General features: G+C 37.9%; 15 protein-coding genes. 6 read left to right on the top strand and 9 right to left on the bottom strand.

The genetic code is table 11. The annotated features are described in order from the left end of the window. Positions 1-28 precede the first annotated feature (28 nt). The 4 genes from ACUN24_RS17780 to nirB are packed head-to-tail and all read right to left on the bottom strand — an operon-like array spanning position 29 to position 4,782. Entirely contained in the window at positions 29-1,396 is a 1,368-nt protein-coding gene (locus ACUN24_RS17780; RefSeq protein ID WP_445563717.1) for an MFS transporter, read from the bottom strand. Positions 1,397-1,430: 34 nt separating this feature from the next. Further along, a complete protein-coding gene (locus tag ACUN24_RS17775) occupies positions 1,431-1,826 on the bottom strand; it encodes a hypothetical protein (RefSeq protein ID WP_445563716.1) in 396 nt (131 codons plus the stop codon). Between the two features lie 58 nt (positions 1,827-1,884). Next, positions 1,885-2,235, bottom strand: a complete 351-nt coding sequence (nirD, locus tag ACUN24_RS17770; RefSeq protein WP_445563715.1) for a nitrite reductase small subunit NirD — start codon at positions 2,233-2,235, stop codon at positions 1,885-1,887. A gap of 33 nt (positions 2,236-2,268) precedes the next feature. Then, positions 2,269-4,782, bottom strand: a complete 2,514-nt coding sequence (nirB, locus tag ACUN24_RS17765) for a nitrite reductase large subunit NirB (RefSeq protein ID WP_445563714.1) — start codon at positions 4,780-4,782, stop codon at positions 2,269-2,271. 251 nt (positions 4,783-5,033) lie between these two features. Here nirB and cobA point away from each other — a divergent pair, with 251 nt between their 5' ends. After that, positions 5,034-5,798 (top strand): uroporphyrinogen-III C-methyltransferase, encoded by a 765-nt coding sequence (gene cobA / locus ACUN24_RS17760; RefSeq protein ID WP_445563713.1) that lies wholly within the window; start codon positions 5,034-5,036, stop codon positions 5,796-5,798. Between the two features lie 307 nt (positions 5,799-6,105). Here the strand turns inward: cobA and ACUN24_RS17755 are convergent, their stop codons facing one another. The 3 genes from ACUN24_RS17755 to ACUN24_RS17745 all read right to left on the bottom strand — a co-directional run bounded on the left by ACUN24_RS17755 (position 6,106) and on the right by ACUN24_RS17745 (position 8,600). Continuing rightward, entirely contained in the window at positions 6,106-6,825 is a 720-nt protein-coding gene (locus ACUN24_RS17755) for a DUF481 domain-containing protein (protein ID WP_445563712.1), read from the bottom strand. 42 nt (positions 6,826-6,867) lie between these two features. Further along, a complete protein-coding gene (locus tag ACUN24_RS17750; RefSeq protein WP_445563711.1) occupies positions 6,868-7,119 on the bottom strand; it encodes a hypothetical protein in 252 nt (83 codons plus the stop codon). Between the two features lie 131 nt (positions 7,120-7,250). Next, the gene (locus ACUN24_RS17745) at positions 7,251-8,600 is read right to left on the bottom strand and encodes an alpha-L-fucosidase (protein WP_445563710.1); all 1,350 of its coding nucleotides are present in this window, start codon (positions 8,598-8,600) and stop codon (positions 7,251-7,253) included. A gap of 191 nt (positions 8,601-8,791) precedes the next feature. Between ACUN24_RS17745 and ACUN24_RS17740 the strand changes: the two genes are divergently transcribed. Continuing rightward, entirely contained in the window at positions 8,792-9,643 is an 852-nt protein-coding gene (locus tag ACUN24_RS17740; protein WP_445563709.1) for an SDR family oxidoreductase, read from the top strand. Positions 9,644-9,675: 32 nt separating this feature from the next. Further along, a complete protein-coding gene (locus ACUN24_RS17735) occupies positions 9,676-10,500 on the top strand; it encodes an ion transporter (protein ID WP_445563708.1) in 825 nt (274 codons plus the stop codon). A gap of 51 nt (positions 10,501-10,551) precedes the next feature. On the opposite strand, the gene ACUN24_RS17730 is transcribed toward ACUN24_RS17735, so the two are convergent. Next, positions 10,552-10,860, bottom strand: coding sequence for a hypothetical protein (locus tag ACUN24_RS17730; protein ID WP_445563707.1), 309 nt, complete (start codon positions 10,858-10,860; stop codon positions 10,552-10,554). Between the two features lie 167 nt (positions 10,861-11,027). Here ACUN24_RS17730 and ACUN24_RS17725 point away from each other — a divergent pair, with 167 nt between their 5' ends. Together ACUN24_RS17725 and ACUN24_RS17720 are read left to right on the top strand one after the other, a co-directional pair. Continuing rightward, a complete protein-coding gene (locus ACUN24_RS17725; RefSeq protein WP_445563706.1) occupies positions 11,028-11,723 on the top strand; it encodes a DUF4142 domain-containing protein in 696 nt (231 codons plus the stop codon). 117 nt (positions 11,724-11,840) lie between these two features. Beyond that, positions 11,841-12,437 (top strand): FMN-dependent NADH-azoreductase, encoded by a 597-nt coding sequence (locus ACUN24_RS17720; RefSeq protein WP_445563705.1) that lies wholly within the window; start codon positions 11,841-11,843, stop codon positions 12,435-12,437. Positions 12,438-12,523: 86 nt separating this feature from the next. Here the strand turns inward: ACUN24_RS17720 and ACUN24_RS17715 are convergent, their stop codons facing one another. Then, positions 12,524-12,886, bottom strand: coding sequence for a response regulator transcription factor (locus ACUN24_RS17715; protein WP_445563704.1), 363 nt, complete (start codon positions 12,884-12,886; stop codon positions 12,524-12,526). A gap of 293 nt (positions 12,887-13,179) precedes the next feature. On the opposite strand from ACUN24_RS17715, the gene ACUN24_RS17710 reads away from it, so the two are divergent. Further along, entirely contained in the window at positions 13,180-13,494 is a 315-nt protein-coding gene (locus ACUN24_RS17710; RefSeq protein ID WP_230141584.1) for a hypothetical protein, read from the top strand. The last annotated feature ends 48 nt before the right edge of the window (positions 13,495-13,542 follow it).

Raw genomic sequence — 13,542 nt, 5'->3', positions numbered from 1 at the left:
GCTTTTATAGTAGATTTTGTTTTGTTCTTTATTTGCCAGGGGTAAGCACGAGGTCTTCTATTTGTGATGTTTTTTGGGCCATAACGGTTCTGAAGATGAATACTGCAATGCCAATTCCGAGGATAATAAAACCAAGTAAGGTAAACGCGCTGGTATAATCGATCAGGTCTTTTTGAACGTTAAGGCCATTTTCAATTACATTTTTAGAAGCGTGACTGGCTTTGGCTTTAAACATAAAGGCAATAAGCATGGCTCCTATATTTCCGCCAGCGCCTACAATACCTGCTACACTACCAACTGCAAGCGGATTAATGAATGGAACAAGGCTGTAAGTTGCACCATTGGCCATTTTTAGGCTTAAGCCGAAAACAAACATCATGAAAATGGCCATCCCGATATTGCCCGATTTTGCAAACCAGATTAAACCAACCCCTTCTACCAGGAGCAATAAGGCGAGCAAAAGTGTTTTGCCATCAAATCCCCAGGTTTTACCAATTTTATCGGCAACAATTCCGCCCAATGGCCTGGCAAAAATATTAATCCAGCCAAAAATGCCTGCAACCATTCCAGCCACAGCTATGGTTGCGCCAAATGAATCTGTAAAAAAGATCGGTGCAAAGTTGTCTACCGTAATTTCTACACCAAAACAAGCTGCGTAGGCAATGGTTAAAATCCAGGTGCGGTAATCTTTTGCTGCGATCAAAAAGGTGTTTTTGGTGCTTTTTACGTTTTCATCTTTTAAATCCTTAAAATCTCCTTGTGGGGTATCTAAAGTATAACGGTGATATAAAAAAGCACAGATTAAAAGCATTACACCAGGGAAAATCATAGCATAACGCCAGCTGTCTTCGGTGCTGCAAAAGCCCAGTGCAGTAAAGCCGGAAGCAATTAAAGGCATAAATAAATTTGCTGCGCCACCACCCGCGTTACCAAAACCTCCTGCCGTTGCATTGGCTGTTCCTTTAATATTGGGTGCAAACATAATCGAAGTATGAAATTGCGTAATTACGAACGATGCACCAATTACCCCAATGGCCAGGCGGAAAAGCAAAAAGGAAGTGTAAGAATGACTGGTTCCGATTAATAAAACCGGAATGGCGCAAAGCACCAGAAGCCAAGTATAGATCAGCTTTGGACCAAATTTATCAATTAATCGTCCAATTAATAAACGGGCAATAATGGTGGCTGATACGGAAGCGATCTGAATGTTACCCACCTGATCTTTGGTAAGGTGAAGCTGTTCTCTTGCAATCTTCATCAAAGGCGCCATTCCGAACCAGGCGAAGAAACAGAAGAAGAAAGTTAACCAGGTAATATGAAAGGTCTTCATCTGAACACCTTTAAGCGAAAATATATTTAATTTATCTAGCGGTTTAGTAATGGTGTTTAGTGTCATAACGTTTGGTTTAAGCGTAAATGAATAGGTTCTTTTAAAATTTATAGCCCAAACCTACACCAACGTTCCATTCGCCATTTTTGACTGCAGTTTTAGGGTTGTAGTATAAGGGCACTTGTAAGGCGATATGGCGAAACGCTGTTGTTAACCCAAAACCAAGATTAGGAGTAAGTGCCGCGTTTTTTGGCGCTCCCGCAGCAACTTTATCTTCTTTAATTCTTAAACTGGGCAATAGTCCCAATAAAACAGTGTAAGGTTTTTTACTGAATTTGATGCTCGGGCCTGTACAGTTTATAAAAGCACCATGATCAACATATCCGGCAACAATAGTACCGTCGAATAAAACGGCTTTAGTTTGCGATTTAGCTGAAAAAAAGAACAATGTAAGTGCAAGGCAGCCTGTTAGGGCTACATAATTAGAAATTTTCATGTCGGTTTGGTTTGGGTTAAATTTTAATCCCGAAAAGTTTAAATCTTACGGGGTCAGGTTAAGATTTTGGCATTATACCAATATAAACAGTTCCGTTTTCTATCTTTACAGGATAGGTTTTTATGGCGCATTCATCGCCGCTTAAACATTCGCCGGTACTCAATGAGAATGTTTTTTTATGGAAAGGGCAGGCTACCTTAGGTTCGTCGGTAGTAGAGCCAATCATTCCACGGCTCAATGCCATTTGCTTTTTGTGCGGGCATTCATTTTGTGTGGCGTACCATTCATTTCTCCTGGTGAAATAGAAAAGTGCAATCTGATCTTCACCATGTTTTACGCAAACGCCACCGTTCTCAATGGCATCCTCGACTCGGCAGGCTGCAAGCCAATTTGATTGTTCATTCATCATTTAGGGGTTTATTAGGTTTGTAAAGGTTCTTGATTAAACTGTTTTCCATTCAGCTGTTCTTTTTTGTCCACGCATTTCAACAAATTCTATGGTTGGGTCTTTGTCTTCCGGTGCATTTACAAAATGAGAGAAACGCTTTCTGATCGCAGGGTTTTCTACGGCCTCTTTCCACTCACATTTATAAGAAGCGATCAAGTTTTTAATTTCATTTTCCCACTGGGCGGCCATGCCTAAACTATCGTTGATAATTACATTCCGTAAATAATCTATCCCGCCTTCCATTTTGTTCAGCCAGGTTGCGGTTCGGGTAAGGGGATCAGCTGTGCGGATGTAAAACATCAAAAATCTATCGATGTATTTAATGCAGGTTTCGCTATCGAGATCTGTTGCCAATAAAAGGGCATGTTGAGGCTTGCTTCCACCATTTCCGCATACGTATAGATTCCAGCCTTTTTCGGTGGCAATAATGCCGAAATCTTTGCTTTGGGCTTCTGCGCACTCTCTGATACAGCCACTTACCGCTGATTTGAATTTGTGCGGCGCACGGATCCCCCTGTATCTTTCTTCAATCCTAATGGCAAAACTTACACTATCGTGCAAGCCAAATCTGCACCAGGTACTCCCAACGCAACTTTTAACAGTTCTTAAACCTTTCCCGTAAGCATGTCCGCTTTCAAAACCTGCAGCAATTAATTCCTCCCAGATAACAGGAAGGTCGTTTAGGTGTGCACCAAACATATCAATCCGCTGGCCGCCTGTAATTTTGGTATAGAGGTTGTATTTTTTAGCTACTTCGCCAATTACAATCAATTTGTCGGGTGTAATTTCTCCACCCGGAACTCTTGGCACTACAGAATATGAGCCGCCTTTTTGAATGTTGGCAAGAAAACGGTCGTTGCTATCCTGCGCTACGTCGTTTCCTTTTTTAAGGATCATTTCGTTCCAAAGACTGGCAAGGAGCGAGGATACCAGCGGCTTGCAGACTTCACAACCGTCATTTTTGCCTAAAGCATCCAATACTTCGTCGTAACTTTTTAGTTCATGAATATGAATGAGGTCAAAAAGCTCTTGCCGACTGTAATTAAAGTGCTCGCAGATTACATTTTTGATGTATTTGCCCTGCGATTTTAAGGTGTAGGTCATTAAATCTTTTACCATCGGCAAACAGCCGCCACAACCTGTACCTGCTTTGGTGCATTTCTTCAGGTCATCAATATTTTCGCAAGAACCATCTGCTACTGCAGAGCAGATGTCGCCTTTACTAACACCTTCGCAACTGCATATTAATGCACTATCTGGTAAACCTGTAATTCCCGCTCCACCTGCAGGTTCGCTTCCGCCACGGGCACCCAATATCAGTTCTTCAGGATTTTCTGGTAATACAATACGATTATTAGAGGTTTGCAACAGCAGGTTATATGCTGTTGCATCTCCAATTAATATACCTCCTAAAAGGTATTGCCCGTCATTACTAACATTTATTCTTTTATAAACTCCTTTGTGTTTGTTTTCGAAGATGATGGTGCGGCAATCTGGTTCGGTAATAAAATTATCACCAAAACTGGCTACATCAATACCGATCAGTTTGAGTTTGGTACTCATATCAAATCCTGTAAAGGATTTGTCACCTTCGCAAAGATTTGCAGCAAGCACTTCGGCCATTTCATAGCCAGGCGCAATCAAACCATAAATCATTCCATCGTATAAAGCACATTCGCCAATAGCAAATACAGCCGGATCGTTGGTTTGCATTTTTTCGTCAACTACAATTCCGCCCCTTGGACCAACCTCAATGCCGCAGGCTTTCGCTAGCTCATCTCGTGGTTTTATGCCGGCAGAAATCACCAGCATATCAACATTTAAAGCGGTATCATCACTAAACTTTAATGCAGTAATACGGCCATCACCTTCAATACTCGTGGTGTTTTTATTTAGATGGATCTGTAAACCTAAATCTGCCAGCTTTGATTTAAGCATGTCACTACCGGCAGCATCAATTTGCCTTGGCATTAGGCGCGGTGCAAATTCAATAATACTTGTTTTTTCGATACCCAGATCAATCAAGGCTTTAGCTGCTTCCAGTCCTAATAAACCTCCGCCTATAACTGAAGCCGTTTTAGCCTTTTTTGCATAGCTGCTAATAAGGTCAAGATCTTCTATAGTACGGTAAACAAAAACACCTTCTTTCTCAATTCCGGGAATGTTTGGAACAAAAGCACCAGAACCCGTAGCAAAAACGAGGATATCGTAGTTGTAATCCACACCATTGGCAGTATAAACTTTTTGAAGGTCGCGGTCTATTTTAGTAACTGGGTTATTGAGAAATAGGGTAATATTTTGTTCCTGATACCAGTTTTCTGTAGATAGGGAGAGGTCATTGGCGGTTTTGCCATTAAAATATTCACTTAAATGAACACGATCGTAAGCTCTACGGGGTTCTTCTCCAAAAACAATAAGATTAAAAGAAGAAGTTTTTGATCTAAGCTTTTCGCAGAATTTATATCCCACCATTCCATTTCCTATTACGATTATTTGTGGTTCTTTCATAAATCTCAAGGTGTTTAGTGTTTTTTAGTTCCTGTTGGTTGTTTTTAATTTCAGATTATTCGATTTGATGCTTTTTATTATTAAATAATCATAATTGAATTATAGTTTTTAATATTTATATGATTTTTGATAGTCAAATATATATATTAATTGTATAAAAATTTATATTAACATGATTTTTATCATAAAATATTTAACTTTTTAATAAATTTTAATCACTTTTATGATTAAATAGCTAAATCATTAAAATTATGAATCAAAAAACTACCGATTTTGGACTTTTTATAATGGGGGGAGGTCCTGGAGACCCGGAATTAATTACAATGAAGGCATTTAATGTATTAAAAAGAGCAGAAGTTATTCTCTATGACAACTTAAGTAATGAAAAATTGCTCGAAATTGCTCCGAAAACATGTAAAATGATTTATGTTGGCAAGCAACCCTATGGAAAATACACCCCACAAGAGAAAATAAATGAATTAATTGTCGAAAATGCCCAAAATAACCAGGTAGTAGTGCGTTTAAAGGGTGGAGATCCTTTTATTTTCGGTAGAGGATTCGAAGAATTAATTTATGCAGAGGCTAGAGGGATTAAATGTCATTATATTCCAGGTATAAGTAGTATGCAGGGGGCAGGTTTTATTGACGTGCCCTTAACACACCGTGGAATTAGTGAAAGTGTATGGATACTTACCGGAACTAAAAAGGATGGAAGTTTAACCAACGATTTAAAATGTGCCATGAAAAGTTCGGCTACAGTAGTAATATATATGGGTATGAAAAAAGTTGGCGAAATTTCTAAAGCCTATTCGGATGCGGGCTTGGGTGACATGCCTGCCGCAATTATTCAGCACGCTACCTTACCCAATCAAAAGCAAGTAGTATGTTCGGTGCAGCATTTACAGGAATCTGCAGAAAACGCTGGTTTAACTTACCCGGCCATTATTATCATTGGTAATGTAGTGCAGGCTAAAGCCTATGCGAATCTGAATCAGGCAGAATTGTTGTCGGCGTAGATAGGGTAATTGGTTCAACCAGTTGATGCCAAAAGCTCAAACGAAGGCTTATTATCTGATAGACAGGTCGCTTATAGGATTGCTAAAACATTAACTCTCTTAACTACTTAATGGTCAGCTAATAGGGTAAGTGTTTAAATTGGTTATCAATTCTGAATTAATCATCAATTAAGAACTTAAATGATCTTATATTTCTTACATGGTAAAAACTTGGTAAACGGTTATCGGGTCAACGTGAGAGATCTTTCATTGCATTCAAGATGACAAAGAATATTATTGTACTCCAGACCACCGACTCAAGACTAACCTAAAAATACTTATCAAGCGTTAACCCATAGGTAAGGTTCAGGTTTTCGCTACGCGTAATATTCAATTTATTATAATTCAGTGCCGTGGTGAGGCTTATCCATTTGCGAAGTTTTAATCCAAGAGTTGCCGAAGAACGGATAATGTAATCACCTTTTCTGGAGAATGAATTCTGCAAAAAATGATTCCCGTCAATGGTAATCAGTTCCTTTATTGCGAAATGATATTGTAACCTTAATGAATTCCGATAAGTGTGGTAGCTATCGCCTACAATTAAACTGCTTTGGTCAAATAATACCCCGTCGCTCAAGTTGATATAGGCATTGGGTTTGTCTAATATGCTATAGGCGATGCCACCACCTGCAAGCAACTGATTTTTTAATTTTAAAGAATAACTGGTATTGTAATTCACCAAACCCCAATAATAAAAATGCGGGAAGGTTTTATACAGGTTAAAATTCAAGGTAGTAGAAAAATCGTTGTTGGTTAAATCACTGTTCTGTTTGCCATAAAGCCAGGCTGAAGTAGAATTTAATACAAAACTTTTCTTTTTCATGCCAAAATTTAGTGCATTATTCAACAAATAGGCACGGTCGTCATTTGTGCGGTTAACCGATCCGGTTGAGGTAAGCAATACATGGTAATTGGTACTATCGGTATATTGAGCAAAGGATTTCGCATAACAGAAACAGAGTAAAAGTAATGGTAAAACAAACTTCATAAATAATTTAACATCAGCTGCCCCTAATATGTTTAGCCTGATTTAATTTAGATCGTACCATTTGGGTACTGGTATATATTCCCGGTTCCAGGTTATTTCATTATTTTCATTTTTATAACCGGCGGATATCAATACGATACGTGGCTCTTCTGCTACAATTTCTTTTTTAAACTGGTAAGCATCAACGGCTAAATGCTGATAAAGTTTATCCTGCTCTATTTTATTATCTGCTAATAGAATCAAAGCATTTTCGCCTGTTTTAAGGGTATAAATAAATGCACCTTTTACTTTCATGATAGTTTTTAATGTAAGACAATAAAAACCAAGATATGTTTTGTTCAATTTTGGTTAGAGAACATAAAGCCCGATCAACAAAAAGCCTGCAGGATTTAACTCGCAGGCTCTCGATGATTAATATGGGTTGATTAGTTGAGCGTTAATTCAATTACAGGGATTTCAAAATCAGGCTTTTTCTTGGGTAGTTTTAATACCAGCGTATTACCAGTTGATTTTTCATAGTCGATCTGTACCTCCGAATTATCATGTAAAAACTGCGCATATTTCGTTTTGTCTTTATAACCTTCTAAAGTAATGGAACCAGTATTAGGGTATTCGAACAAGTGCACATATAATTTTTTGGTGCCTTTATTATAGGTAAGTTTTACGCCTTCAGGTGCTTTAAATTCAGATGAGGCAAAAGTACAGTGATAAATCGATTTCGAATTCGCATGCATCCAAAGGCTTAGGCTATCTAAAGCAATGTTTGCTCTGTTATCAAATTCACCGCGGGCGGTAGGACCAACATTTAGTAATAAATTTCCTCCGTTGGCTACCGATGTAATGAGTAGATCCAATAGTTTTCTATTGCTTTTCCAGGTGTTTTCATCTCGATGGTATCCCCATGAGCCTGAGAATGTTTGACAAGTTTCCCAAACTTTTCCGCGGTATTTTTCCAATTCTTTCGGACTAACCTGTTCTGGTGTTTCGAAATCTGTACCATCCTCATAATCATTAAGATCCAAACGGTTATCTACAATAATTTGTGGTTGCAGTTTTCTAATTTGTTTAAGTAGTGCAACCGAGCCCCAATCATCACGGCCTTTACCGTGTTTGCCGGGATATGAAAAGTCGGCCCATAGAATATCGATTTTCCCATACCTGGTTAACAGTTCCGTTACCTGATCGTATAGATATTTACGATATTTAGCCATATCCCTGTTTTTGTTTAATGCTGTATATTCAGCTTCGTTATCATTATTAGGTTTTAAGGGATGATACCTATCAACTGTAAAATCAGGATGGTGCCAATCAATCAGCGAATAATAAAAACCTACTTTGATGCCTTCTGCGCGGAAAGCCTCCACAAATTCTTTTACCAGGTCTCTTTTTGCCTGTGTATTGGTGGCTTTATAATCGGTGTATTTGCTATCAAACAAGGTAAAGCCTTCGTGGTGTTTGGTGGTGAGTACGGCATATTTCATTCCAGCGGCTTTTGCTTCCTTAGCCCACTGTTTTGGGTTGAATAAATCGGGATTAAACTGATCGAAATATTTCTGGTAGTTTTCGTTGGTGATGTGTTCATTGCTTTTAACCCATTCGTGGCGCGCGGGCAATGCATACAAACCCCAGTGGATGAACATGCCAAAACGGGCATCCGTCCACCATTCCATTCTTTTGGTTTTTTGGACTGGGGTTTCATTGCTCAAACGTTTTTGAGCAAAGTTGGGTAAGGTTAAACTGATGACAAATAAAGCTGTCAGGATTATTTTTCTCATTTGTGGTTTTTTTTGGTTAGCATTTAAATAGCTAATTTACTGCACCAGAGGCTTCTAAAATGATGGAATATGAGCAAAATATTAAGTTAAATTGGTTAGGTGTCTCTTTATGTGATAAGTATTATTAAAACTTTGATGATGCAATTCTTGTTTAAATGGCAGCACGAAGGAATTTTAATTGATAATAAGCTATGAAAACACAAAAAACACCTGCCAAACAAAACAAACAACCGGGCATAGAAGCGAAAATGGATCCAAGACCAGAAGTAATAAAGGCTAGTTATAAAGGTGTCGGAAAATTGAATCAGAAAGTAGCGCTCATTACCGGTGGAGATAGCGGCATTGGCCGTTCAGTAGCGGTTCATTTTGCAAGGGAAGGGGCTGATGTAGTTATTGTTTATTTGAATGAAGATATTGATGCAAAAGAAACCCAGAAAATGGTTGAAGCTGAAGGTAAAAATTGTTTATTGATTAAAGGAGATGTAAAAAAATCAACCTTTTGCAAAAAAGCTGTGGAAACCACGGTTAAAAAATTTGGTAAGATCAATATTCTGGTCAATAATGCGGGAATGCAAATCCCACAAAAAGACCCACAAAAAATTGATGAAAAACAGCTGGAAGATACTTTCCGCACCAACATATTTGGTTATTTTTATTTTGCTGATGAAGTATTGAAACATTTTCAGGCAGGCGATAGCATTATCAATACCACGTCGGTAACGGCATATCGTTCTTCGCCAAACCTGATCGATTATTCTTCAACTAAAGGTGCAATAACATCTTTTACCCGTTCACTCGCTACAAATTTAGCCAAAACAGGGATCCGTGTAAACGCGGTGGCACCCGGACCTGTGTGGACACCACTCATTGTATCTACTTTTGACGAAGAAAAGATCAAATCTTTTGGTAGTGAAACCGCAATGGAAAGGGCAGGACAGCCCTCAGAACTTGGACCTGCTTATGTATTTCTTGCATCTGAAGATGCTTCTTTTATAACGGGGCAGGTAATACATGTTAATGGTGGAGAAGTGGTAAATGGGTAATTTCTGTTACCTTTAAAACTACTTGAAAAATTATGGCATCAGATTCACCTAAAGATTGGCGTTTTAAACTGCACGAAATTATCTACGAATCGAATACACCAGCCGGTAAGGCTTTTGATGTTGGATTATTGATTGCGATATTTTCGAGCATTATTGTGGTAATGCTTGATAGTGTTGTTGGTATTCACCAACATTATGGTAAGCTGTTCAATATCATGGAATGGATTTTTGCCGCGCTGTTTACCATCGAATATATTTTAAGGTTGGTGAGTATCCGCAAACCAATCAGGTATATCACTAGTCCTTTGGGTGTTATAGATTTGATTGCCTTATTGCCTTCTTATTTAAGCATATTTTTCATCGGTGCACAATCTTTGCTGGTTTTTAGGGCGTTAAGATTGCTTCGGGTATTCAGGATTTTCAAACTGGGACATTTTTTAACAGAGATTAATTTCTTAACCCAGGCCTTAAAAAATAGCGTCCGAAAGATTAGCATATTTCTGCTTACTGTTTTAACCATCACGGTAATTCTGGGTTCTATTATGTATTTGGTAGAAAAACGGGAAAATGGTTTTTCAAACATCCCCGAAAGTATTTATTGGGCTATTGTAACCATAACCACCGTTGGATATGGCGATATTTCGCCTATTACGCCATTAGGTAAATTTGTAGCTTCTGTTGTAATGTTAATCGGTTATGCCATTATTGCTGTACCCACAGGAATCATTACCCACGATATTGCTATGGCTGCAAAACATAAAAAAGAAATGCCAGAATCGTGTCCGGGTTGTAGCAGGGAAGGGCACGATAGTGATGCACTTTTTTGTAAATACTGCGGATCGTCATTGTTTAAATAAAAATGCCAGACAATTTTGCCTGGCATCCTGTATTCTTGATATAGAATTGCTTTATAGCATTTCGCCATCTTCCTTTTCGTAGGCGTTTGGATCTTTATCCAACTCTTCTACATCCGACTCGTTGTAATCATCTGTTTCTGCTTCATCATCATCTTCTTCGTCTTCCGGATCTTCAATCTCTTCGTTTAATTGTGTGCCTTCTCCATCAGCAAATTGCACTTCATCCTCTGTATATTCATTATCTTCAGATGGATCAGGAGTCGCATGACCATCGGCTGCATTTCCCTCCGAACGGTTGATTTGGAACTGTTCAATATTTTGAATTTCTTCTTCTGGTTGGTTGTTTTCTTGATTTTCCATAGTATATGTTTTTTATAATAGAACAGGATAAAATTGGATTAAGTTTAGTGAAAATTTAAAATCTTAAACCCCTGGTGTTGTACCATTTTAAATAATGAGGTTTATTATTCAAACTTTTTATGTCTTAACCGGGTTCTATTAATGCGTTTTACCTTAATTACTTAATCATGAAAAACCGTTTCAATACCAGGGAAATAGCAGTAGTGGGAATGATAATTTCAGCTACTTCATTTAATGCGATTGCAAAAGCTGATTGGCATTATTCAATTTTAACAGATTATACGCACCAACAAGATACATTAACAACTGCGCAATTTTTGCAACAAGCAGCAATTGCAGGAATGAAAGAGGTATTGACAGGTAAACTTGCGGCAGAGAAAGCAACAGATAAAAAGATCAAGGCATTTGGCAAGATGATGATTGATGATCATACCAGGGCCAATGAAGAATTAAGAGCATTGGCAAAACTTAAGAAAGTAAATTTACCAATGAGCAGGCCAGAAGGTGAACTACGACCAGATGGAAGGGTAGATTCATCACCTGAGAACATGCGGGATACTTCAAGAACCAAAAATGCCGGCGGTGAAGCAGGTAATGCAGGTCTGGCGAAAATAACTGCAAATGGTGCTACTGAAGCTGACGTGACCAATGCGATTGAAAAATTGAAAAACTTAAATGGGACTTCATTTGATAAAGCCTATATCGAGATGATGGCTATCGATCATCAAAGTGCGACTTCTTTGTTTGAAAAAGCATCGCAGTCTACTGATCCGGAGGTTAAAGTATATGCCAATAAATATTTACCCGTATTGAAAAAACATTTAAAACAGGTGAATGCTTTAGCCAGTAAATCAAATAAATAGGATTTTTTTGTTCTAAAAAAATAGACAGCTATACCAAAGGATAGCACTATCCTTTGGTATAGTAATAGCTTTTTGATACTTTGTATCCATAATTTTGCCAGACATAAAAGGCAAAAAATGAAAATATTACATCTTATATCAAGCCCTAGAGGCAACGCATCTTTCAGTATTAAATTGGGAAATGCGATCGTAGAAAAATTACAGGCTGCAAATCCCGATAGTACTTTAACAACTCACGACCTTACCAATACCCCATTTCCACATTTGGAAGAGGTGCACATCAATTCTTTTTTTACACCGCAAGAAAATCACACCGCAGAATTTACGGAAGCAATAAAACATTCAAATGAGGCCATTGCCGAACTTAAAGATGCTGATGTGATTGTAATCGGTGCGCCATTGTATAATTTCGGCATCCCATCTACTTTAAAAGCATGGATCGATCATATTGCACGTGCCGGTCAAACATTCAGCTACTCAGAAAAAGGCCCTGAAGGTTTGGTAAAAAATAAAAAAGTATACCTGGCGATTTCTTCCGGTGGTGTATATTCAGAAGGACCGATGAAACCTTTTGATTTTACAGAATCTTATCTAAGATCCGTTCTTGGCTTTATGGGCATGACCGATATTACCGCATATCGCGCAGAAGGCGTAAGCATTCCAGATTTAAAGGATATGGCTTTGGATAAAGCAATCGAAAGTATATCAATTTAGATGGTTAATTAGTCATTAGTTCACTGGTCATTAGTAAAATAAATAATCGACTAAAGACTGTGAACTAATGACTTTAGACTAAAAAATTACGCTGCTAAATATTTCTCAACCCTGCTGGCAAAATCATTTAGATCAAAAGGTTTATTGATAAAATCTTCTGCATCGCACTTTGCCTTAACTGCATTTAAATGGTTATTGGCCGACATCATCATTACCGGAATATTGTATGTTTTAATATTTCGCTTAAGGGTATTGCAAATGTCCAGCCCGTTTCCATCTGGTAACATAATGTCAAGAATTACCATATCTGGCAGGTGTTTACTCATTTCGAACCAAAAATCGTAGGTGTTAGGGCAGGTTTTTACCTCGTAAAGTTCTTCGATCAGTAAAAATTCGATGATTTCTCTGATACTCGGATTATCTTCCACTACATAGATGCACTTTTTCATAAGCTCTACTTTTGTTATATGGATAACTAATCTAGTTATCAGATGTTTAAGATAGTTATGCACAATTCCTGAGTTATTAACCTTATTAGTGGCTCTTGTCATACGTTTCTATAATTTTTACGCTGACTAAAAAAAATATAAAAATAAATTTTGATACTAATTTTTTTAGTATAGATTTGCTTTTGGAGAGACAAGATACAGGAACTATCATCAAGATAATTCGATGTATTTAATTGATGATTTTAAACAAAAAGCTTCTAGCTTGGTTTGTTTGCTGATATATTTATTTTTCTATGACCGTTACCGTTTTAGCCATATTCGAAACAGATTTCAGACCAGATCTTTCATTAGGTAAAATCATGAATGAAAGACTGAGGATTGCTGCTGCAGATTTGCAGGACATCCATTTGCAGCATTTACAAGCCATCGGGCAACGTAGTGATGATTTGGTGGTTTATATCAGTTATAACCCAAAATATAAAATCAGATGGCGTGTAGTTAACGATGTGCCGGAGGATGTAGAAAACTTTGTAGCGCAAACCTGCGGTAATTTAGGTTACATCCACTGGAAAACCGCATCGATTAATGTTTTTAAGGGAAGTGAATAGTTATAAAATTCTTTTATAAAAAAAGATCGTCATCTCGACTGAAGCGCA

It is taken from the genome of Pedobacter sp. WC2501 (assembly GCF_052682415.1).
This window is presented reverse-complemented; position numbering and strand designations above follow the sequence as displayed.